This window comes from Kitasatospora sp. NPDC093806 (assembly GCF_040683335.1).
Classification (GTDB): Bacteria; Actinomycetota; Actinomycetes; order Streptomycetales; family Streptomycetaceae; genus Kitasatospora.
The window spans coordinates 1-21,936 of the sequence record NZ_JBFBDO010000123.1 but is presented as its reverse complement, the minus strand read 5'-3'; the positions used below and the strand labels follow the sequence as shown (position 1 = coordinate 21,936).

The 21,936-nt window shown below is 75.9% G+C and carries 19 protein-coding genes and 2 pseudogenes; 10 read left to right on the top strand and 11 right to left on the bottom strand.

Annotated elements, in window-relative coordinates:
* Positions 1-279: 279 nt before the first annotated feature.
* The 6 genes and pseudogenes from AB0N76_RS34515 to AB0N76_RS34490 form a co-directional block, all read right to left on the bottom strand.
* The gene (locus AB0N76_RS34515) at positions 280-1,233 is read right to left on the bottom strand and encodes a DUF389 domain-containing protein (RefSeq protein ID WP_363564080.1); all 954 of its coding nucleotides are present in this window, start codon (positions 1,231-1,233) and stop codon (positions 280-282) included.
* Positions 1,234-1,364: 131 nt separating this feature from the next.
* Positions 1,365-1,724 (bottom strand): hypothetical protein, encoded by a 360-nt coding sequence (locus AB0N76_RS34510; protein WP_363564078.1) that lies wholly within the window; start codon positions 1,722-1,724, stop codon positions 1,365-1,367.
* Positions 1,725-1,766: 42 nt separating this feature from the next.
* Positions 1,767-1,925 carry a hypothetical protein gene (locus AB0N76_RS34505; RefSeq protein WP_363564082.1) on the bottom strand — a complete coding sequence of 53 codons (159 nt, stop codon included), beginning with the start codon at positions 1,923-1,925 and terminating at the stop codon, positions 1,767-1,769.
* Between the two features lie 359 nt (positions 1,926-2,284).
* Positions 2,285-2,398, bottom strand: a pseudogene (locus AB0N76_RS34500) (TetR family transcriptional regulator); the annotation flags it as partial.
* A 116-nt stretch (positions 2,399-2,514) separates the two neighbouring features.
* Entirely contained in the window at positions 2,515-5,244 is a 2,730-nt protein-coding gene (locus tag AB0N76_RS34495) for a DUF6493 family protein (protein WP_363564076.1), read from the bottom strand.
* Positions 5,241-6,692, bottom strand: coding sequence for an SWIM zinc finger family protein (locus AB0N76_RS34490; RefSeq protein WP_363564074.1), 1,452 nt, complete (start codon positions 6,690-6,692; stop codon positions 5,241-5,243). The genes AB0N76_RS34495 and AB0N76_RS34490 overlap by 4 nt, the downstream gene beginning before the upstream one ends.
* Positions 6,693-6,839: 147 nt before the next feature.
* On the opposite strand from AB0N76_RS34490, the gene AB0N76_RS34485 reads away from it, so the two are divergent.
* Both AB0N76_RS34485 and AB0N76_RS34480 read left to right on the top strand, forming a co-directional pair.
* The gene (locus tag AB0N76_RS34485) at positions 6,840-7,748 is read left to right on the top strand and encodes an acyl-CoA thioesterase domain-containing protein (RefSeq protein WP_363564072.1); all 909 of its coding nucleotides are present in this window, start codon (positions 6,840-6,842) and stop codon (positions 7,746-7,748) included.
* Positions 7,749-7,907: 159 nt separating this feature from the next.
* Positions 7,908-8,558, top strand: coding sequence for a TetR/AcrR family transcriptional regulator (locus AB0N76_RS34480; protein WP_363564070.1), 651 nt, complete (start codon positions 7,908-7,910; stop codon positions 8,556-8,558).
* A 49-nt stretch (positions 8,559-8,607) separates the two neighbouring features.
* On the opposite strand, the gene AB0N76_RS34475 is transcribed toward AB0N76_RS34480, so the two are convergent.
* Complete coding sequence (locus AB0N76_RS34475) at positions 8,608-9,960, bottom strand: sulfite oxidase (protein WP_363564068.1); 1,353 nt, start codon at positions 9,958-9,960, stop codon at positions 8,608-8,610.
* Positions 9,961-10,437: 477 nt separating this feature from the next.
* Between AB0N76_RS34475 and AB0N76_RS34470 the strand changes: the two genes are divergently transcribed.
* From AB0N76_RS34470 to AB0N76_RS34445, 6 genes are all read left to right on the top strand, one after another.
* Positions 10,438-11,274, top strand: coding sequence for an alpha/beta fold hydrolase (locus AB0N76_RS34470; RefSeq protein WP_363564066.1), 837 nt, complete (start codon positions 10,438-10,440; stop codon positions 11,272-11,274).
* Positions 11,275-11,350: 76 nt separating this feature from the next.
* Complete coding sequence (locus AB0N76_RS34465) at positions 11,351-11,725, top strand: MerR family transcriptional regulator (RefSeq protein WP_363564064.1); 375 nt, start codon at positions 11,351-11,353, stop codon at positions 11,723-11,725.
* Between the two features lie 231 nt (positions 11,726-11,956).
* Positions 11,957-13,600 (top strand): BCCT family transporter, encoded by a 1,644-nt coding sequence (locus AB0N76_RS34460; RefSeq protein ID WP_363564062.1) that lies wholly within the window; start codon positions 11,957-11,959, stop codon positions 13,598-13,600.
* 149 nt (positions 13,601-13,749) lie between these two features.
* Positions 13,750-13,935, top strand: coding sequence for a hypothetical protein (locus tag AB0N76_RS34455; RefSeq protein WP_363564060.1), 186 nt, complete (start codon positions 13,750-13,752; stop codon positions 13,933-13,935).
* Positions 13,936-13,975: 40 nt separating this feature from the next.
* Entirely contained in the window at positions 13,976-14,254 is a 279-nt protein-coding gene (locus AB0N76_RS34450; protein ID WP_363564058.1) for a hypothetical protein, read from the top strand.
* On the top strand, positions 14,254-14,646 hold the full coding sequence (locus AB0N76_RS34445) for a PIN domain-containing protein (RefSeq protein ID WP_363564056.1): 393 nt from the start codon (positions 14,254-14,256) through the stop codon (positions 14,644-14,646). Before AB0N76_RS34450 ends, AB0N76_RS34445 begins: the two co-directional genes overlap by 1 nt.
* A 3-nt stretch (positions 14,647-14,649) precedes the next feature.
* Here AB0N76_RS34445 and AB0N76_RS34440 read toward each other — a convergent pair whose 3' ends face one another.
* Positions 14,650-16,593: a DUF2398 family protein gene (locus AB0N76_RS34440; protein WP_363564054.1), complete on the bottom strand. Its 1,944-nt coding sequence runs from the start codon at positions 16,591-16,593 to the stop codon at positions 14,650-14,652.
* Positions 16,594-16,874: 281 nt separating this feature from the next.
* Here AB0N76_RS34440 and AB0N76_RS34435 point away from each other — a divergent pair, with 281 nt between their 5' ends.
* On the top strand, positions 16,875-17,633 hold the full coding sequence (locus AB0N76_RS34435) for a lysoplasmalogenase (protein WP_363564052.1): 759 nt from the start codon (positions 16,875-16,877) through the stop codon (positions 17,631-17,633).
* Positions 17,634-17,751: 118 nt separating this feature from the next.
* Here AB0N76_RS34435 and AB0N76_RS34430 read toward each other — a convergent pair whose 3' ends face one another.
* The 3 genes from AB0N76_RS34430 to ggt form a co-directional block, all read right to left on the bottom strand.
* Positions 17,752-18,366: a hypothetical protein gene (locus AB0N76_RS34430; protein WP_363564050.1), complete on the bottom strand. Its 615-nt coding sequence runs from the start codon at positions 18,364-18,366 to the stop codon at positions 17,752-17,754.
* 203 nt (positions 18,367-18,569) lie between these two features.
* Positions 18,570-19,373 carry an exodeoxyribonuclease III gene (locus tag AB0N76_RS34425; protein ID WP_363564048.1) on the bottom strand — a complete coding sequence of 268 codons (804 nt, stop codon included), beginning with the start codon at positions 19,371-19,373 and terminating at the stop codon, positions 18,570-18,572.
* Positions 19,374-19,544: 171 nt separating this feature from the next.
* A complete protein-coding gene (gene ggt / locus AB0N76_RS34420) occupies positions 19,545-21,332 on the bottom strand; it encodes a gamma-glutamyltransferase (protein ID WP_363564046.1) in 1,788 nt (595 codons plus the stop codon).
* Between the two features lie 312 nt (positions 21,333-21,644).
* Between ggt and AB0N76_RS34415 the strand changes: the two are divergent.
* Positions 21,645-21,936: pseudogene (locus AB0N76_RS34415) on the top strand (hypothetical protein); the annotation flags it as partial.

Genomic DNA, 21,936 nt, shown 5'->3' with positions numbered 1-21,936 from the left:
GTCCTGGCGGGGCCCCGGCACCGGGGCCGGATCCGGTGCCCGCGCGGCGGCGGCCGGGGGCACGGCGGCGGCGCCGTCGGGGGCGGGGCACACGGGAGTGGGACAGCCGGGAGCGGCGCACTCGGGAGCGGGGCAGCCGGCGGCCGGTGGACGTGCCGACGCGGACCGGAAGGAGCCGACGGCCCGGCAGGATTCGACCCGCCCCGAGGCGACGGCCGAGGACGACGGCGTGCCGGTCTGAACCGCCCGAACGCCGTCCGCCCCGGCAGCGGGCGGTGCTCAGGCGGCCGGGCGCTGCTCCTCGGCGGCCTTGCGGCGGATCGCCCGCCACGCGCCCTGCTGCACCAGCAGCGTCAGCACCCCGGCCACCACGATCCCCAGCATGTTCAGCAGCAGCTGCGCGCTCGATCCCCAGAACTGCCGGAAATCGCCGTACCCGAGCGCGACGGCCGCATTGGCGGCGGCCGGCACGGTGGTCACCGAGATCGCCACGCCGACCAGCATCCCGGCCTTCGCCGAGGTCAGCGAGAGCAGACCGGCGATGCCGGCCAGGAAGGCCACCACGAAGGAGGTGGCGTCCGGCTGCCAGATGAAGGAGGTGTTGGGCCGGTCGGCGTCGAACTGCTCGTGGCTGAACAGCCCCAGGCCGTCCATCAGCAGCGAGAAGGCGACGGTCAGCGCCATCGCCACCGCGAACCCGGCGACCAGCGCGTTCAGCGACCGCAGCGCGGGCCGCGAGCGCCGCTGGACGAGCGCGACGCACAGCCCGGCCAGCGGCCCGAACTCGGGCCCGACCGCCATCGCGCCGACCACCAGGATCGCGCTGTCCAGCACCGCGCCGCAGGCCGCCAGCATCGTCGCCACGGCCAGGAAGGCCAGGTAGACGCCGGTGAGCGTGGACTCCTCGTGGGTGATCTCGGAGACCGCCTCCCAGACCAGCGCGTCGGCGCCCTCGCCGGGCGCGAGCCGTTCGGCCTCGTCGGCGGCGGCCGAGAGGGTCAGCTCGACCTGCTCGACGTCGATCGCCCCGCGCTCGGTGAGCCCGGTGCCGCGCAGCGCGCCCAGCACCTCGTCCGCCGACTCGCGCGCCACGTCGCAGAGCACCAGGTCCCCGGCGGGCCGGACGGCGGCGGCGGGGAGCAGCACCACGTGGGTGACACCCACGCAGTCGTCCAGGCAGCTGAGCACGGTGTCGCGCAGGTCGGCGGGGACGATCAGACGCAGGTGCAGCACGGGTGCTCCGGGCGGGGTACGGCGGCGGGGGACCCGATCACCATAGACGGGCCCCCCGGCGCGGACGTGCCCCGGACGTGCCCCGGACATGACCGGGGTGTGGCCGGGGCGTGACCGGACGTGCCTGGGCGTCAGGCGGCGGGGCGCTTGGCCCGTTCGACCAGGTCGACGGTGGCGCGCGGGTCCTCGACCTCGACCACCAGGCGGCTGTAGCGCTCGTCGGCGAGCTCGATCACCACCGCCCCGGCCGGGTTCTTGACGTCCCAGAAGACCCATTCGCCGCCGGATCGGAAGGTGCCCGCGGTGATCACCCCGGGGAAGTGCGTGCCGCCGACCCTGATCCCCTTGGGTTCGCGGAAGATCCCGGGGTCGACGGTGGCGCCCCGGACGTTGCCGAGCGGGATCTCGATCCGGCTGCGGATCGCCCAGAGGCGGTCGAGGCCCTCGATCTCGACGACGAGGGTGTTGTCGTTGACGCTCACACGGGCCATGGAACTGTTCCTCCCAGGGGGTTTCGGTCGTGGGTGCCGTGCTCAGGCGGACTGATCGGTGGACGGCTCGGCGGGCTGGCCGACGGACCGCTCGGTGGTCCGCTCGGTGGCCGCGGCGAAGGCGAGCACCGAGGCGGCGGAGGGCCCGCCGACGCCCGCGCGGGCCCGCAGCCGCAGGCCGAGCACGGTCGCGGCGAGCACCCCGCCGGCTCCGGCGCCGGGACCGGGGCCGAGGCCGGCACCGGAGCCGCCGGGTGCCCGCCGCCCGCGCGGGCGAGCGCGGCGCCGAGCGCGCCGTCGAGCGCGGCCAGCCCCTCGGCGACCAGCTCGCCGACCTCCGGATCGCTCCCGGCCCGTTCGACCGCCGCCGAGAGCAGCAGGCCGGCGGCCGGTCCGCCGTCGAAGGCGGCCACCGCCCGGGTCAGCACGGCCGGGAGGCCGTCGGCCGGGGTGAGGGCCGCCGCGAGCGGCAGCACCTCCTCGTCGAGGTGACGGCGCAGCGCGGCGAGGTAGAGGCCGCGTTTGCTGCCGAACACCTTGTAGAGGCTGCCCCGGTGGACGCCGAGCCCGGTGACCAGGTCGTCCACCGAGGTCCCTTCGTACCCGTGGACGGCGAACAGCTCCGCCGCCGCCCGGACGGCCTGCTCCTCGTCGAAGGCGCGTGGTCTTCCCATGACGAGGACTCTAGGAGTTTAAGAACGCCCGGTCAAGAACGAACGTTCTCAAACTCCGTGAGCCCCCGTGAGCCCCCGTGATCCCCCGTGGGCGGCTGTCCTCCCCCCGCGGTCCGTCAGCCGGCCAGCACCTCCCGCAGGGCGCGGGCCTCCTTGACCAGGCGGCCGGAGCCCGGCCGGCCGGCCACCGCCGTCACCTCCGGTATCGGGCCGCGCGCCCCGCAGCGCCGGGCCGCGTCCGCCGCCACCGCCAGCAGCTCGGCGGTGCCGCGCAGCACCTCGCCGCCGAGCAGGGCGGGCAGCGCGGGCCCGAGCAGCGACCAGACCGTGCGGTACGCGCCGGTGGCGGCGGCCCCGGTCAGCGACTCGGCGAGCCGGTTGGGCTTCACCGTGCCGAGCGCCACCAGTTCGCCCAGCTCGCGGCCGAGCACGGCGCCGTCCAGGTCGCCGCGGGCCGCGAGGACCAGCAGGGCGTCCACCGCGGCGGTGCGGTCCTCGGGGAAGCGGGCACCGAGGCAGTAGGCCAGGGCGAGGTGGAGCGCGAGCCCGGCCGGGCCGCCGGCCTCGGCGAGCACCACGAGCGTCCCGGCGGCGCCGCGCTGGTCGCGGTCGGCGACGGGTGCGAACCAGTCGAGCCAGCGGGCCGCCTGCTCCTCCCGGTGGTGCGGCAGCATCGCGGCCCAGTGCGCGGTGGGGTTCCAGAGCCAGTCGGCCTGCTTGCGGACCCGGGAGTCGCTGGGCGCGGTGGCGGCCAGCAGCGCCCGGAACTCCTCGCCGAGCCGCTCGCCCCCCGGTCCGACCGGGCCGCCGTCGCTGCCCGGCTGGGCCACCTCGACCCGCTTGAGCTCCTCCCAGGACGTCTGCCAGGAGCGCCGCTTCGACGGCTCCGGGGCGTAGAGCGCCCGCTCCGAGGGCTGCGCCGGCACCCCGCCCCCGCGCAACCAGGCGGCCAGCCACCGACCGGCCGGCGAGGCCAGCCGGTCGGCGGCCGCCAGGACCTCCGGGTCCGCCGTCGGGGCGACCCGCAGCAGCGCGGCGTCCAGGTCCGCCGCGCCGGGCACCACCTTCGCCGCCTCGTAGCCGGCGAGCCGCCCGACCAGGGTGGCGGCGGCGATCGCGCCGGTGGCGTCGGTCGGGGTGGCCAGCAGGTGCGGCGGACGGGTGGCGGTGACCAGCCAGGCCGCCTCCTCCAGCCGGGCGGCCAGCACCGCGCCGTACGGGGTGCACTGGTCGCTGCGCAGCGGCGACCGCCCCCGGCGGCCGAGCGACTCCCAGAGCCGGTGCGGCGGGGTCAGCCCGCTGACGGCCGCCGCGACGTAGAGCACGTCGTGCGGCCGGCAGTCGTGGTAGTCGCCGATGCTCTGCCACGGGCGCGCCCGCAGCACCGGCTCCAGCGCCTCGACGAGCGCGTCCCGGTCGCGGTGGGTGTGCCGGACCAGGCCGTCCAGCACCCGCTCGAAGTCGGCGACTCCCGGCGGGTCGGCGGCCAGCAGCGCGGCCAGCTCCTCGGCGACCTCGGCCGGGGTGGCGAGCGGCTCGCCGAGCGGGGCCGGCACCGGGGCCGGCGGGAGCAGTTCGTCCCACGCGGTGTCACCGTCGCCGTCGGCCGCGCCGACCGGCGCGCCGAACAGGTCGGCGGCCCGCGCGTGGTGCGCCGGGTTGAGCGACTCGGCGGCCAGTCGCAGCTCGGGCAGGACGGCCTCGCCGGCCTCCTTGAGCCGGCGGGCGACCACGTTGAGGGCGCGCTCCTGGACGGTGCCGTCGGGGTGGCCGAAGGCCTGGGCGGCGGCCAGCACGACCGGCCCGGAGCGCTCCGGCGACCGCCGGGCGGCCTGCTCCAGCCAGGCCAGCTGAGCCCGCACCAGCTTCTTCTCGGCGCGGAACAGCACCACCGCCGACGCCTCCTCGGCCACCTCGGGCGCGATCAGCCCGGCCTCGTCCAGCCCGGCGAGCACCTGCTGGGCGTGGCCGGCCACCACCGACAGCGCGTCCAGCATCGCGACCAGGTCGCGGACGTGGCCGGCGTACTCCTGCGGGGTGGGCGCGAGGGTGGTCAGCACGGCGAGGAAGGCCCGCTGGTCGGCGGGCTTGCCGCCGCGCACCAGCCGGGCGAGGCAGCGCTCGACCAGCTCGGCCCGACCGATCGGGCCGCGCTCGGCGAGCCCGGCGAGCGCCTCCGGCCAGGAGTCGCCGGGCCGGTTGCTGTAGCGGGTGTCCAGCGGCCAGGCGACGTCGTCGAGTTCGAACACCCGGGGCAGCAGGACCGGGGTGAAGGTGTCCACCCGCAGCCGCTCCAGCAGGGTGTCGACGAGGCCGCGCGGGCCGTTCTCCGCCCCGGCCGCCGAGCGCAGCCACTCGGCGACGAAGTCGTCCGAGGCCGGGACGGCGCAGCCGGTCCGCCGCACCACCCCTTCGATCAGCGGGTAGAGGTCCCAGCTCCAGCCGGAGCCGCGCTTGGCGGCGAGCCGGCCGACCACCTCGATCTGCCACTCCTCCGGCTGGGCCGCGACCACCTCGGCGAGCGCCGGGTCCTTGACCCAGGAGCGGCCGCTGAAGTCCCGTGCGCCGATCCAGGTGGCGGCTCCCGCGGCGCCGGTGTGGCAGCCGGCGCCGGCCACCAGCAGCGCTCCCATCCGCCCGTAGGCCGCCCTCGACCACTCGGCCCGGTTCTCCCGGCGCAGCTCCTTGAGCGCCGGGAGGCAGGCCCGCCGCTCGGCCGGCCCGAGGGCCGCGACCAGCCCCGGCAGCTGCGGCGTCCGGCCCTCGCGGACCGCCTCCAGCAACTGCTCCACCCCGCTCACCGCGCCCGTCGCCGCGTCCGTCCCCAGCGTGCCCGTCGTGCTCATCGCGTCCCCTCCCGAAGTGTGTCGTCCTGCGCCGTGCGCTCCTGCGCCACGCCGCCCGGCGCCGTGCCCTCCCGTGCCGCCGCCGCGCCGTCCCGGACCATACCGACCGCCAGGACGTGCTTGCACGGGCCGCGCCCGCCCCGGTACTTGGCCCACCAGAGGCAGGTGCAGCCGACCGCGCCCGCCGCGTCCGAGCGCACCCGCTGGATGTGGTCGTCCACCGTGACGGTGGCCAGTGAGCCGCCCTCCTCCAGCCGGACCGCGCCCGCCGCGACCAGGGCCCGGGCCGCCTTCAGCCGCGGGTTGCCGCTCTCCGCCCGCCCGGCGTCGTAGGGCAGCTGGCGGTGGAAGTACGCGGCCTCGGCGGCGTCGTAGCCGATCTGCCCGGCGGTGCCGAGCCGGGTGAGCGCCGCCCGGACCCGGGCCGGGGTGATCCCGGCCTGCTCGGCGAGCTCGCCGATCTCGATCCGCGGCTCCCAGGCGAGCAGCGCCGCGACCAGGTCGGCGTCCGGCTCGGCGGTGTCCCGGGCCAGCGCGCCGAGCACCCCGCCCTCGCCGCTGAAGCCCCGGGAGGCGTCCGGCGAGAGGGTGAGGGTCAGCCGCATCCCGGGCAGCACGACCTCCCAGGCGGAGGCCGTCGGCCCGGTGCCGGGCACCGGCGGCCCGTACACCCGCAGCGCCTGCGCGTGCCGCAGCACCCGCTGGAGCGCGACGAGCCGCTCCGGGCCGGGCAGGCAGACCGCGCCGGGCACCGGCCGGGAGGTCGGGCGCAGCGTCCGCCCGGCCGGGACGACCCACTGCACCGTGCGGGAGCCGGACCGGCCGCCGCCGCGCGGCAGCCCGCGCAGGAAGCGGACCGCCTCGGCGGCCGGCAGCTCGGCCCGCAGGTCGAAGCCGGCGGCGGTGACCTGGGTCTCGGCGAAGCCGCGCAGCCAGCGCTCCGGCAGCGGGACCTTCTTCTCGACGACCGGGCCGTCGAAGGTGGTGACCTCCAGGGCGTCCGGGCCGACCGCGAGGTGCAGCGGCTCGGCCGGGCCGATCCGGGTGAGCGCCTCGCGCAGCGGGTTGTTGACGTCGACGTTGGTGGTGCCGTGGCCGATCTCGTCGCCGTCCAGGCCGGCGGCGAGCACGTCGAGGCGGGCGTAGACGCCGCAGCAGCCGGAGAAGGACTCGAAGCGGATCCGGTCGCCGTTGGCGGTGACCACCGGATCGAGCGAGGCGCGCAGCTGTGGCTGGTAGTAGCGGGCCGCCGCGACGTCGGCGACGGCGAGCAGCGCGGCGGCGGCCGGCGCGGGCTCGGCCAGGAAGCCCGCGAAGAAGCGCGGGTGGGCGGCCGCCCCGAGCGGGGTGGCCCCACCGGAGGTCTCCAGGGCGAGGCGCCGGCCGGCCGCACCGTCGAGGACGGCGGACGGGCGCAGATAGGCGTACGCGTGTGCGGATTGCGACATGTCGATGACGGTAGGTCAGGGCACTGACAGTCGGTCCGGCCGAACGCCCCGGCGGCACGGTTCTGGAACAGGTTCTAGTGCGATATTCGCCCGAAAGGGTTACCCAGGTCACACCAACGGGCGCTTCGGTTCTGTCACTATGGGCCGGTGACAGAGCTGACCGAACAGGACAGACGCGCGGCCGACACGGCCGGCTCGTTCGCCGAACTGCTGTGGATCGAGCAGCTCGACGAGAACACGTTCCGCGGCCACTGCCACGCCGGGGCGCCGATGCGCGCGTTCGGCGGCCACGTCGCCGCGCAGGCCCTGGTGGCGGCCGGGCGGACGGTCGGCACCGACCGCGCGGTGCACTCGCTGCACGGCTACTTCCTGGTCGCCGGCGACCCGACCCGCCCGATCGACTACCGGGTGGACGAGGTCCGGCAGGGCTCCTCCTACGCCACCCGGCGGGTGACGGCGCTGCAGGGCGGCGAGGCGGTCTTCACCCTCTCCGCCTCCTTCAAGCGCCCCGAACCGGCCTCCGACCGGCACCGGGAGGTCCCCCCGCTGCCCGGCCCCGAGGAGCTGCCGGACGTCTTCGCCTCCTGGGACGACGCCTCCCGCGCGGCGCTCGCCGCCAGCGGCTTCGGCGCCATGGAGCTGCGCTTCGTCCCGCCGGACGCGCCGGGCGTGCCGCCGAGCGTGCCCGGGATGCCGCAGCAGTTCGTCTGGCTGCGGGCCGGCTCCCCGCTGCCCGCCGACGACCCGCTGCTGCACGTCTGCGCGCTCACCTACCTGTCGGACCTCACGCTGGCCTCGACGGCCGGGCTGCACCTCCAGCCGAACTTCTTCCAGCGCCGTGAGCCGCCCCGGCTGCTGATGGCCTCGCTGGACCACGCGATGTGGTTCCACCGGCCGTTCCGCGCCGACGAGTGGCTGCTCTTCGCCCAGCGCAGCCCGTCCTCCTCGGACGGCCGCGGGCTGTCGCTCGGCGAGTTCTACGACCGCGAGGGCCGGCTGGTGGCCTCCGCCGTCCAGGAGGCGCTGATCCGCGAACGGGTGGTCGCCCCCCGCTGACCTCGCCGGCCGGGCCCGACGCCGCCGACGGTTGCCGCCGACGGTTGCCGCCGACCGCCGCTGCCGGGCCCGCGGAACGGGCGGTTGACCCCCCGCCCAACAGCAGGCGGCGGGTGGGCGTCATATTCCTGAGCGGCCCCGGCCCGTATCATGGTGCGGGTGACCAAGGTTGACCTGTCACCACGGCCGGTGGAGGCCATGTCTCCACGTCAGCTCGAACGCCGCGAGAGCCTGATCGCGGCCGCGCTCGCCCTGGTGAACGAGATCGGCGTCGAGCGGCTGCAGATGAAGCAGGTCTGCGAGCGGTCCGGAGTCGCCCTGGGGACGGCGTACCGCTACTTCTCCTCCAAGGACCACCTGTTGGCGGCGGCGATCGCCGAGTGGCACCGGCTGCTGCTGGCCGACCTGGTGGCGGAGCTGCGCGGACCGCGCGCCGGGCTGGGCGGCACCGACCGGGTGGCGCGGTTCGTCCGCGGCGGGATGCGCGCCTACCAGCGCCAACCCGAACTGGCCCGGCTCCGGGTGGCCGTCGCCGCCTCCACCGACCCCTTCGCCAGCGAGGCCCTGCAGGGCATGGCCCGGGCCGACAGCACCGCGCTCCAGGCGGTGATGGCCGACGAGGTGCCGGCCGCGGCGAGCGACCTGGTGCGGCACATCGTCGGCCACGCCTGGCAGGGCGAGCTGACCGCCTGGGTGACCGGCCGCACCACGCTCGGCGACGCCCGGCGGCGGCTGGAGGACGTGGTGCGGCTGGTGCTGACCCCGTACGAGACGCCCTATCCCGCCCCGTACGAGGTCCCGTCCGCCTGAACCCTCCGCCCGGGGGGCGGCGCGGGGAGCGGTACCCGAGGGGGCGGGATCAGGCCACCGTCACCGGGTGCACCACCACCGCGTCGAACAGGTAGCCCTCGCGGTTGAACACCGCCACCTCGGGCTGGGTGTTGCCCCGGCGGTCGACGGCCCGGGCCCGCAGCTCGTACGGGCCGGACGCCGCCGGGCGCCACTCGACGCTCCAGCGCGTCCAGTCGTCGGCGCGCGGCTCGTCGCGCAGCTCGGCCCGGCGCCACCGCCGCCCGCCGTCCACGGACACCTCGACCCGGCGGATCGGCGCCGCGCCCGACCAGGAGCGGCCGTGCAGGCGGTGGCTCCGCCCGGCCGGGAGAACGGCGCCGCGGGCCAGCTCGAAGGCGCTCTTCACCACCTGGGTGGTGAGCGGCGCGCTGCCGCCGGCCGGGTGGTCGGGGCCGAAGAGGCGGTAGAAGTCGGTGTTCCAGGGCGAGTAGAGCGGCTGGTCGGCGACCTCGATCGAGCCGACCCACTTGATCGAGGCGATCCCGACCCAGCCCGGCACCACCAGGCGCACCGGCGCGCCGTGGTCGGGAGTGAGCGGGTCGCCGTTCATCTCGTAGGCGAGCAGGACGTCGTCCAGCGCCTTGCCGACCGGCAGCGGGCGGCGGACCCGGCCGAGGCTGACGCCGCCGGCCGTGAACTCCGGGTCGAGGCCGCTGGGCAGCACGTCCACCGCGTCGCGGGTCAGGCCCGCCCGGCGCAGCACGTCCGCGAGCCGGACGCCGCGCCAGCGGGCCGAGCCGATCCCGCCGAGCGTCCACGGGGTGCCGGGCACGGTCTGGTGCTGCTGGCTGCCGTAGAAGCTGCGGCCGTTGCCGGCGCACTCGATCAGGGCGCTGATCGAGTGCGCGGGGAGTGCGCGCAGGTCGGCGAGGGAGAACTCGACCGGCCGGTCGGCGGTCGGGGCGCCGCGCAGGCCGCTGCCGAAGAGCTTCAGCCGCCAGCCGTCGGCGTCGATCAGCGGGGTACTGGTGTGGTTGCGGACGAAGAACCGTTCCACCGGGATGTGCCGGCCGACGGGTGCGCCGTCCGCGCCGTCCCGCAGCGCGTCGAAGCGCATCTCGGCGTTGGTGCCGCGCGGGACGAACCACTCGGCGGGCAGCGGCTTGACGATCCCCGGCACCGGCCCGGCGGCGGGACCGGCGGCGGGACCGGCCGCGGCACCGGGGTCCGCCGCGGTGCGGGCGAGCGCGGGCCGCGCGGTGAGCAGCGCGCCGGCGGTGGGCGCGGCGATCACCCCGGCGGCGGCGAGCATCCGCAGCAGGGTGCGGCGCTCCACGCCGTCGGCGCGGGCCTCGCCGGCCAGCCACTGGCGGCGGCGGAGCCGGTCGTAGGCGGCCTCGGAGAGCTGTTCGGCGGGCATGGGCACACTTCCGTTCGGGTCGTGGTCGGGCATGGGGGCAGGCGTGGCAGTGGTCATGCGTGGCGGTGGCGGACGCGCGGGCGCGCGACGTCCCCGGCTCGGGCCGGGGACGGGCTCAGCGGCGGGGAATCAGCGGCCGAGCAGGCGACAGCAACAGCAACAGCGACAGCGACAGCGACAGCGACAGCGACAACGACAACGGCAGGCGGATCGCCCGCGTCCGGACGCGGATATGGACGCGCCCCGGGCAGGCTCGACGACGGCGCGGACGGCGGGCCGTCCGGCGGACGTCACAGCGCGCGCTCCCCCGGTCACGACCGGGATCATAGGGCCGCCGCCGACACCGCGTCAGCCGATCCCGGGGACCGGACCGCCGCCGGTCGAGCCGTCGGACTTGACCTTCACACCGGTGTCAACTTCTAGCGTGCGGAGCGGGCCGACCGCCCACACCCCGCCCGACCAGCACAGGAGCACGCCATGACCACCCAGCGCCCCGCCCAGAGCCCGGCCTCCCCCACCGCCTCCGCCACCGCCCCGGCCGCCGCCCCGCTCGCCCGCATCGTCCGCGGCGGCGGCCCCGGCCTGCTGCTCGCACACGGCGCGGGCGGCAGCGCCGCCGACAACTGGGGCCCGCTGCTCGACGACCTCGCCGCCCACCGCACCGTCGTCGCCCCCGACTACCCGGGCTCCGGCGACAGCCCGGACGAGCCGGACGCGCCGTCACTCGACGAGCTCGCCGACCGCCTGGTGGCCGCCGCCGACGAGGCGGGCCTGGCCGACTTCGACCTGGCCGGCTACTCGCTCGGCGCCGCCGTCGCCGTCCGGATCGCCACCCGCTACCCCGGCCGGGTCCGCTCGCTGCTGCTGCTCGCGGGCGTGGCCGGCGGCTCGCAGCGGCTCCGGGTGCTCGCCGACCAGGCCCTCGCCCTCGCCGGACACCCCGAGCTGCTGGCCAACCAGCTGCTGACGGTCGGCTTCGGCCGGAGCTGGGTGGAGGCGCTGCCCGCCGAACAGCTCGCCGAACTGCGCGCCGCCCTGGCCGCCACGCCGGCGCCGGCCGGCTTCCGCTGGCAGTTCGAGCTGGCCGCCCGCGCCGATGTCCGGACCGAGCTGGCCGCCGTCACCGCCCCCACCCTGGTGATCTCCACCAGCGAGGACGACCTGGTCGCGCCGGCTCAGCACCGGGCCCTGGCCGAGGGCATCCCCGGCGCCCGGCTGACCGAGCTGGCGACGGGTCACCTGCCGATGGTCGAGCGGCTGCCGGAGCTGCGGGAGCTGGTGCTGGACTTCCTCGCCGGCCCGGCCGCCGGGTAACCGCGGCGCCGCGGCTCGCCGGCGTGTCCCCGAGCGGGCCGGGAACACCCCGGTGAGCTGCGGCGTTCGCCCGGTCATGCGCATCGGAGAACTCGCCCGCCTGACCGGGGTGTCCACCCGCCTGCTGCGGTACTACGAGGAGCAGGGCCTGCTCGAACCGGCCCGCTCCACCGGCGGCTACCGCGAGTACGGCGAGGAGGACGGCGTCCGGGTGCGGCAGATCCGCAGCCTGCTGGCGGCGGGCCTGTCCACCCGGGTGATCGCGAGCATCCTCCCCTGCGCCCACGGCCCCATCCCCGCCCTGGAGGCCTGCCCCGACCTGCTCGGCACCCTCCGCGGCGAGCTGGCCGAACTCGACACCCGGATCGGCGAGCTGACCCGCAGCCGGAACGCCCTGGCCGGCTACCTGGACGCGACCGTGCCCTCATCCCGCCCGTACGCGGCGGCCTGACGGGCACCCACCCCGATCCACCCACCTCAAGCCACCCGCTCCGAGGCACCCGGCGGCGTCCGACCGACGCCCGACCCGGCGCCCGTCTGACGCCCGCTCAGGTCACCCCTCCCCGGCGCGCCCTCCCGGCTCTCCCGGCGGGAACTGGACATAGTACGACATGTATCCCTTTTCCGATCATGTCGTCGGCCCATGTCGTCGGCCCGCCAGTACGCCGCGAGAGGTACCCCCATGAGCAGTCAGCCGCCCGAGCCCCCGGACGAACCCGCCGCCACCCTCCCGGTCGACCGGGCGGTCTTCGGGATCAGCGCCGTCCTGGTGCTCGGCGTCGTCGCCTGGGGGATCTTCGCCGAGGACTCCCTCGGCTCCACGTCGAGCACCGCCCTCGGCTGGGTCCTGCACAACTTCGGCTGGCTGTTCGTGGTCGCCGCCGATGTCTTCCTCGTCCTCACCGTGCTGCTCGCCTTCAGCCGCTTCGGCCGCATCCGGCTCGGCCGCGACGAGGACGAGCCGGAGTTCTCCACCCTCGCCTGGGTCGCCATGATGTTCAGCGCGGGCATGGGCATCGGCCTGATGTTCTACGGCGTCGGCGAGCCGCTCCAGCTGTTCGCCACCCCGCAGCCCGGCTCCGGCCTGGAGCCGCAGTCCGCGGCCGCCGCCCAGCAGGCGCTGGAGTTCTCGCTCTTCCACTGGACCCTGCACCCCTGGGCGATCTACGCGGTCTGCGGCCTCGCGCTCGCCTACACCACCTTCCGCAAGGGCCGGGGCAACCGGATCTCCGCCGCGTTCGTCCCGCTGATCGGGCAGCGCGGCGCGGACGGCTGGACCGGCCGGGCGATCGACCTGCTCGCCGTCTTCGCCACCGTCTTCGGCTCGGCCACCAGCCTCGGCCTCGGCGCCCTCCAGGTGGCCGACGGCCTCGGCTACATCTCCGACGTCACCAACACCGAGCGCACCCAGCTGGTGATCATCGCCTCGCTGAGCGCCGCCTTCGTCGTCTCCGCCTTCTCCGGGGTGCACAAGGGCGTCAAGTGGCTCTCCACCGCCAACGTGGTGCTGGCCTCGCTGATCATGCTCTTCGTCTTCGTCTTCGGCCCGTCCGTCTTCGTCCTGGACTCGATCCCGTCGACGGTCGGCGGCTACCTCTCCGACCTGCTCGACATGTCCACCCAGACCGGCGCCTTCACCTCCGAGAGCTGGCTCGGCTCCTGGACCATCTTCTACTGGGCCTGGTGGCTGTCCTGGGCGCCGTTCGTCGGCACCTTCATCGCCCGCATCTCGCGCGGCCGCACCGTCCGGCAGTTCCTGGTCGGCGTGCTGCTGGTGCCCAGCGGGGCCACCGTGATCTGGTTCTGCGTGATGGGCGGCACGGCGATCCGGCTGGACGGCACCGGCGCCGCCGACCTCGTCGAGACCATCCCGCAGGGCGCCGAGGCCTCGCTGTTCGAGATGCTGCGCGCGCTCCCGCTCGGCTCGGTGACCAGCGTGGTCGCGGTGCTGCTGGTGATGACCTTCTTCATCACCAGCGCCGACTCCGCCTCGCTCGTCCTCGGCTCGCTCTCCAGCCGCGGCTCGCTGCACCCGCGTACCTGGCTGGTGGTGGTGTGGGGCGTGCTGATGGGCGGGGTCGCGGCCGCGCTGCTGCTGGCCGGCGGGCTCACCGCGCTGCAGAACGCCACCATCCTGGTCGCGCTGCCGTTCGTCGCGGTGATGCTGCTGCTGTGCGTCGCGCTGGTGAAGGAACTGCGCTCGGACCCGGCCGCCGGGCCGTCCCGGTTCCACCCCGCGCACGGGCTGCGGGACGCCGTCCGGGTCGCGGTCGGCGAGGCGATGGCCGACGCCCGCCGGGGGGAGCGCCGTCCCCCGTCCGGGTGAGGCCGCCCCGTCCCACCCCGGGGCCGGACCGCCCCGAGGTGGGGCATGACCTGGGACGTTGCGTACAACGTCCAAGCCGACGCCCACCTCCCATCCGGACTTCACCCGCACGTAGCGACCGTTCACACCGCCCTGGAACCCTTCCTGTCATGAACGCCCGACTTTCGGCGACCCTCCAGGAACCGCGCTTCCCCATGCCGCAGCGCCACCGCCGCTTCCTGGCCTGCACCGCCGTCCTCGCCTCGATCGCCCTGGGCACCCTCGGCGTCGGCGCCACCGTAGAAACGGTCCGCCACGGCACCACCGCCACGGCCACGGCGACCGCCAGACGTTGATGTGACCGGGGACACATTTCACGATGGTAGGGTCGGCGGTATGGCGACGACCAAGAAGTACACCGTGACGCTGCCCGAGGAGCTCGCGGAGGAGATCCGCACCCAGGTCGGCCCGGGCGAGTTCAGCCGCTACGTCGCTCAGGCCATAAGGCTCAAGCGCGAGCAGGACCAACTCGCAGAGTTCGTCGATCGCTGGGAAGTGGAGTACGGTCCGGTGCCCGACGACGCCATGGCCCAGGCCGAGGAGGAGCTTCGTGAGCTCCACCACCGCCATGCCGAGCGCCGGAACCCGCCCGAGCCCATGGCGAAGGCGAGCTGATGAAGCTCGTTCATGTGCTCGATTGCGAGGCGCTGTCGAGGGCGGTGAACGGCGATCCGCTGATGGGCGCCCGCATCAAGGCCGCGCAGCAGCAAGGTGTCCGCGTCATCACCAGCTCGATGACCCTGGTGGAGAGCTACCACAAGAAGATCAACCGGCCGCTCTGGCAATGGATGCTGTCACGCATCATCGTGGAACCGGTCACAGCGGAAATCGCCAACGAGGCGATCGCCCTGCTGGCCGACGCGGGCCTGCACGGCCACAAGTACGCCATCGATTCCGCCCTCGCCGCCATCGCCTTGCGGCAGCGCGGTGCGGTGACGATCTTCACCTCGGACCCTGACGACATGATCATGCTCTGCGGCTCTCGGGCCGAGATCGTCCGCGTGTGATTCTCAGGCGGGCTGTTCGGCTCGGGAGGCCGCCGGCGCCGGGACGGTGATCGCCGGGGCGGGGCGGGAGTGGCGGCCGGTGCCCGGGGCGGGCAGCAGGTCCGGGGCCGGGGCGTAGCGGGCGGCGGGGGCGCGGAGCAGCCAGCCCGGGGGCCGGGTGCCGCGCGGGGCCGGGGTGATCAGGCCCATCCGGTGGAGCAGGTCCAGGGCGTCGCGGCGCAGCGCGGTGCGGTCGGCCAGGTAGTCGCGGCGCCAGCCGGCCGGGAGGCCGTACTCGTCGGCGATGTCGCCGAGCACTCCGTCTATCAGCGCGTCCGGCACCGGCACGTCGGCCCCGGTGGGCTCACCGGGGAGCGGCCGGACCTCCTCGACCAGGCGCTCGACCAGCAGCAGGGCCGCCTGGGCGGCGGTGCCGACGCCGGGCAGGGCGAGGTCGGTGAGCTCCTCGGCCGGGTCGAGCAGGGCGACGCCCTCGGCGCGCGGTTCCACCTCCAGGCCGAGGAAATCGGCGAGGGCGGCCGGGCCGGTGTGCCGGTGGTCGCGCAGCCAGGCGCGCTGGTCCTCGGTCAGGTCGGCGGCCAGCACGGCCGGGGTCTCGGCGAGGCGGCGGCGGACGGCGGTGCCGGGTTCGGCCTCGGCCGCCCGGCGGACCAGGTCGGCGGCGTCGGCGGCGAGCGCGGGCGGACCGGCCGGCACGGCGCGGGCGAGCTCCCGGTCCACCGTCAGGACGGCGGCCGGGTCGGTCAGGTCGGCCGGGAGGTCGGCGAGCACCTGCCAGTCGGCGAGCACCGCGAACGCCATCGCGAGGGCGCCCGGGTCCGTCGGCGCGGCGGGCGCGCCGGGGTCGGTGGCGGCGACCGGGTCGCCGTCGCCCATCGCGTCCAGCAGCCGGCCGAGCGGCAGCTGCTCGGGCGCGTCGACCAGCAGGGCCAAGGCGAGCGCGAGCCGCGCGTACCCGCCGGGGGTGAACGGGGCGCCGGTGGCGGGGTGTTCGAGCCGGCGGGTGGCGCCGGGGCCGAGGCCGGCCTTGTACAGGCGGGCGTGCCAGGGGCCGACCGCCAGGCGGTAGCCGAGCAGGGTGTCGAAGCGTTCGGTGAGCCAGTCGCGGTGACGGCGGATCAGCGGGAAGCCGTCGGCGTGCGGCCCGGAGGCGGTGACCAGCGGGTGGGCCAGCAGCAGCCGGGCGGCGATCCGACGTTCGGCGGCGGTGGTGGCGGCGGAACGGTCCTGCGGGCCGGCGGCCGCGCCGCGGGAGTGCTCGGGCTTGCGGTGGCGGCCGGGCGTGCCGGGCTTGGCGCCCGAGCGGACGACGGGCAGCGCGGCGGCGTCCCGGCGGGCCCGGCGCAGGCCGCGGACCGGGCGGGCCTCGCGGGCCCGCAGCAGCGCGGGGGTGTGGGCGGTGGGGCCGTGCCACCAGCTGACCTCGGTCTCCGCGTCGGCCTCGGCCCCGGCTTCGGCGGCCGGTTCGACGGTGACGGGGGCCGTGGCGGGAGCGGTGACGGGGTCGGAGTCGGGCGGAGGGGTGGTGGCGGGGACGCCGAAGTGGCGGGCCGGGTAGAGGCCGAAGGAGGCGGCGCAGAGGTCGTCGGCGGTGCCCGGATCGGCCTCGGCGAACCAGCGGGCGAGCCGGAGCAGCCCCGGGTCGGGCGAGAGGATGGCGGGGTCCACCGGCTCGGCGTCCGACGCGGGCTCGTCGGGCGACCCGGGCTCGGCGGGCGAGGCGCTCGCGGGGCGCGCCGCAGAATCGGGCGCCGCGGACTCGGGCGCCGGATCCGGCGGGGCGTCAGCTCCGGCCGCGCGTATGACGGTGACGGGCGCCGCGGCAGGGGCGGTCGCGCGTACGACGAGGACGGCGTCGGTGGCGCTCAGCCCCGCCCCGCCCGTGCGCCCGTCCGACCTGCCGGCGGCCACCCGCGCGGCGCCGGTCGCGTACTCCTGCTGCTCCATGTCGTGGACCAGACTAGACGGTGGGCGCGGCCCCCGCTGGCAGCCGCCCGGGTCCCGGCGGGATCCGGCCGGACGGCCGACGGGAGGTGTGCGCGGGGTGCGCGGACGGTGGGCGGGAGGTGGGCGGGCCGCCGGACCGGCGTCGCGTCACCCCGGTTGCGGGGCCCGACCTACGCACCGGTAACAATCTCTTCCGTGCCCCGCCCGGGTCGCCTATCGTGCCCCCACGGGCCACCCGCCCCGCCGTTCCGCTCCCCCACCCACCCGAAGGACACCGCCGTATGAGCCTCCGTACGACCACCCGCGCCGTTCTCGGCGGCCGGCTGCGCTCGACCACCGGCCTGCTCACCGGCCTCGCCGCCACCTCGGCGGCCCACCTGGGGGCGATCCTGGGCGACCGGCCCGCGCTCCGGCACGCCACCAAGCCCGCCCTGATGCCGCTGCTGGCCGCGCACAGCGTCACCAGCGCCACGGCGGCGGGCGGGCAGGCGCCGCGGCTGCTCGCGCCGGCCCTGCTGCTGAGCACCGGCGGGGACGTCCTGCTCCAGCTGGGCAACGACACCGCGTTCCTCGCCGGGATGGGCTCGTTCGCGGCGGCGCACGTCTGCTACGTGACGATGTTCGTCGGCCAGGGCGCGCTGACCGAGCGGCGCCGGGCGCTGGTGGTCGCGGCGGCGTACGCGACGGCGTGGGCGGTGATGGTCGGCCGGCTCTGGCCGGACCTCGGGGACCTGCGGATGCCGGTGGCCGGATACAGCCTGCTGCTCGCCTCGACGGCGGTCACCTCGGCCGGGCTGGGCGTGCGGACCGGGCTGGGCGGGGCGCTGTTCCTGCTCTCGGACACGCTGATCGCCACCAAGCTGGCCAAGTGGCGGGAGCTGCCCGGGCACCAGTTCTGGATCATGGCGACGTACATCCTGGCGCAGTACCTGCTGGCCAGCGGCGCGCTCAAGGCCGCCGAGGGCTCCGAGCACCGGATCCGGGAGGCCCGGGAGGGCGTCGAACGGCACGCCTCCACGGCCCGCCCGGTGCTGGCCTGAGCGACCGCGGCGACTGCGGCCACCGCAGCCACCGCGCACACCCGTGCGCGGAGGTGCCGCCGGACGGACCGTCCGACCACACCTCCGCGCACGGGTGCACGAGCTTCGGGACGCTCCCTCAGGCCGATCCCGTGCCGGCCGCCCGCCGCCGCAGCAGCCAGAAGCCGCCGACCCCGCCGACGACCAGCAGCGCGCCGCCGGCCAGCTCCGCCGGGTCGGCCGCCACCGAGCCGCCCAGACCGGTCTTCACCGCACCGTGCGGGGCGACCTGCTGACTGCCCGCGCCGGACTGCCCCAGCGAACCGGCCCACTCGCCCGCCGCCTCGCTCCAGCCGCCCAGCCCGGTGGGCGAGGAGCCGCCGGAGGTGGACACCGAGACCGTGGTCACCGTGACGTTGGTGGCGAAGGCGGCGCCGTCCGGGCAGGTCCCGTCGACCTTGTTGTCACCGCCGGACTTGCCCGCCAGCCGGGCGGAGCCGGTGTGCTTGCCGTCCGACCCGAGCGTGAGGGTGGCCGGGCCGCCCTCGAAGGCCTGGGAGTTGGCCGTGATGGTCTTGGCGTTGGGCTTGTCCGACTTCTCACAGGAGACCGTGACCGTCACGGTCTGGCCCGGTGCGGCCTGGGACGGGCTGACCGTGGCCGCGCCGTCCTTGGCCAGCGCGAGGGGGGCCGTCAGGCCGGTCAGCACCGTCGCGCCGATCAGGGCGGCGGCGGCCGTACGCGTGGGGCGCATACCGGAACCTCCGGGATTCTCGGGCGCGGCCGGGGACTCCGATGTCCACGTGATCGAACAACCACACCCAGTTACTCACCGACGGTAGGAACACCGCCCCCGTCCGGCCACCGCTCTGGCCCGTTCGAGGGACCGCGCCGCTGGAGGGGCCGCGCCGTTCGAGGGAGCGCGCCGTTCGAGGCCCCCGCTCCCGGAGGCGGGCCTCAGAGGTCGAGGTCGACGACCACCGGGGCGTGGTCCGAGGTGCCCTTGCCCTTGCGGGCCTCGCGGTCGACGTAGCTGTCCGTGACGGCGTCGAGGAAGGGCTTGTTGCCGTAGGTGAGGTCGATCCGCATGCCCCGGTTCTTCGGGAAGGCCAGCTGGCGGTAGTCCCAGTAGGTGTAGGGGCGGTCGTACTTGAGCGGACGCGGCACCACGTCGTGCAGCCCCGCCTCGGCCAGGGCGGCGAGCGCGGCCCGCTCGGCGGGGGTGACGTGGGTCAGGCCCTCGAAGGCGGCGACGTCGTAGACGTCCTCGTCGGCCGGGGCGATGTTGAAGTCACCGAGGACGGCGAACGGGCGCTCGCCCGCCGCGTCCGTCAGCGCGGCCGCGCGCAGCGCCTCCAGCCACTCCAGCTTGTAGCGGTAGTGGGCGTGGTCGACCTCGCGGCCGTTGGGCACGTAGACCGACCAGACCCGGACCGGGCCGCAGGTGGCGGCGATGGCGCGCGGCTCGACGTCGGCCAGCAGGGCGTCGTCGGCGAGGTAGCCCGGCTGGCCGGGCAGGTCGCGGACCACCTCGTCGAGGCCGAGCCGGGAGACGATCGCCACGCCGTTCCACCGGCCGGTGCCGTGCGCGGCCGTCTCGTAGCCCAGCGCGCGCACCTCCTCGTACGGGAACGCGTCGGCGGCGCACTTGAGCTCCTGAAGGCAGAGCACGTCCGGCTTGGCGCTCTCCAGCCATTCGAGCAGCTTGGGCAGCCGCGCGGTGACGGAGTTGATGTTCCAGGTGGCGATGCGGACGGTCACGGCGGGCGGCCTTCCCGGTGGTTCGGACGGTGCTTCGGACGACGGGTGGGCGCCGACACCGGCGCCCACCCCGAATCTACCGCCGCCCACCGACAAAGCCGCCCGGCCTCGGGGCGTCCTGCTGCCTCAGGGTGTCCGGTCTCAGGGTGTCCGGTCTCAGGGCGTCCGGCCTCAGGGCGCGGGCCGGACCACCGCCGCCGAGCCGCCGCCGCGGCGCACCGGCTCGGCCGCCGCGACCCAGCGGCCGTCCGGCAGCCGCTCGACGCCGGTCGCCGCGCCGATCTCCGGCGTGCTCGCGAACACGTGGCCGAGCGCCTCCAGCCGGGCCCGTTCGGGCAGCGCCAGGAAGCCCGGCTCGGCCTGGCTGGCGGCGGTGTTGCGCTGGCTGGCGCGCGGCGCGGCGATCGCCTGGGCCAGGCTCAGGCCCCGGTCCAGGCGGCCGAGCAGCACCTGGAGGGTGGTGGTGATGATGGTCGAGCCGCCGGGCGAGCCGGCCGCGAGCAGCGGCTCGCCGTCGCGCAGCACGATGGTCGGCGAGAGCGAGGAGCGCGGGCGCTTGCCGGGACCGGGCAGGTTCGGGTCGGGCACGCCGGGGACCAGCGGGCTGAAGTTGAAGTCGGTCAGCTCGTTGTTGAGCAGGAAGCCCCGGCCGGGGACGGTGATGCCGCTGCCGCCGGTCTGCTCCAGGGTGAGGGTGTAGGAGACGACGTTGCCCCAGCGGTCGGCCACCGTCAGGTGGCTGGTGCTCAGGCCCTCGTAGGGCTCGGGCTGGACGGGGCCGGCGCTCGCGCAGTCGGCGGGGTTGCGCGGGTCGCCGGGGGCGACCGGGCTGGTGAGGGCGCGGTCGGGGCTGATCAGGCAGGCCCGGGAGGCCGCGAACCGGGCGGAGAGCAGCTCCCGCACCGGGACGTCGTTGAACGCCGGGTCGCCGACCCAGCGGTTGCGGTCGGCGAAGGCGAGCCGCGAGGCCTCCAGGAAGTGGTGGTAGTACTGGGTGGCGTCGTACCCGCCGAGTTCGCCGTCCTCCAGGATGCCGAGCGCCTCGCCGACCGTGGTGCCGCCGGAGCTGGACGGGGCGATCGAGTAGACGTCGTAGTCCCGGTAGGCGACGTGGGTGGGCTGCTGGCGGCGGACCTGGTAGCCCGCCAGGTCGGCGGCGTCCACCTTGCCGGGGCGGGCGTTGCGGCCGGAGGCCGGGTCGACCGGCGGGTGCTGGATGGCGCGGACCACGTCGGCGCCGAGGTCGCCCTGGTAGAGCGCCTTGGTGCCGTCCCGGCCGAGCTGACGGTAGGTGGCGGCGAGGTCGGGGTTGCGGAAGGTCGAGCCGACCACCGGGAGCGCGCCGCCGGGCAGGAAGAGCCGGGCGGTGTCGGGGAAGTCCTTGAACCGGGCCAGGTTGAGCGCGGTCTGGTCCTGGAAGGTCTGGTCGACGGTGAAGCCCTGTTCGGCGATCCGCTGGGCCGGCTTGAGCGCCTCGCCGAAGGGGCGCTTGCCCCAGAGCCGGACGGCGGTCTCCCAGGTGGCCGGGGAGCCGGGCACCCCGACCGAGAGGCCGCTGGTGACGGCGTCGGCGAACGGCAGCGGCTTGCCGCCCTCCAGGAACAGCGACTCGTCGGCGGTCCGCGAGGCGGTCTCCCGGCCGTCGATGGTGTGCACCCGGCCGGTGGCGTGGTCGTAGTAGACGAAGTACCCGCCGCCGCCGATCCCGGCCGAGTACGGCTCGGTGACGCCGAGCGCGGCGGCGACCGCCACCGCCGCGTCCACGGCGTTGCCGCCCTTGCGCAGCACCTCGATCCCGGCCGCGGTGGCGTCGGCGTCCACGCTGGCCACCGCCCCGCCCCAGCCGACCGCTTCGGGCACCTTGGCCGGGGGCGGTGCCGCGCCGGCCGGTCCGGCGGTGGAGGCCACCAGGGCGGTGGCGAGCAGGAGCGGCGGGGCGATACGGGCCAGGACTCTCATCCGGACTCCTCCTGAGTCGACGTCACCTCCGTTGTTTCACAGCGGACATGACCTCGACAACAGGGCCGCGTCCCTACCAACGGGTAGTTGATGTGCCGTGGACTGCCGTGGACACCGGCCACCAGGGCCTGATCACATTTCGAATCCGAACAGGTGAAGAAATGAACAGCTGATCATGTGAGAGGTAGTTTGTGCGGGCACTGCCCGGTTTCCTCACCCCAAGGACGCGTCTCCCCCGTGTACCCGCCTCCGCCGCCGCCGTTCCCCGTCGCTGCCCCGCCGGCCCCGCGCCCCTGGTGGCAGCGGCGCGGCGTGCACATCGCGAGCTTCCTGGTCTTCCCGTTCGCGAGCTTCCTGATCGCCTGGACCTGGGCGTCGCGGCCGCTCTGGAAGAAGCTGCTCAGCAGCGCGATCGCGGCGTTCTGCTGCCTGGCCTGGATCGGCGCGGCGACCAGCCCGCAGCCGGCCCCGCAGCCGCCCGCCCCGGCCGTCCCGCCGGCGGCGACCGTGACCGTCACCGCGACCCCCACCCCCACCGAGACGGCCGCGTCCTCGCCGTCGGCCTTCGCCTGGGCCTCGGCGAACATCTCGTCGGCCTTGCGGC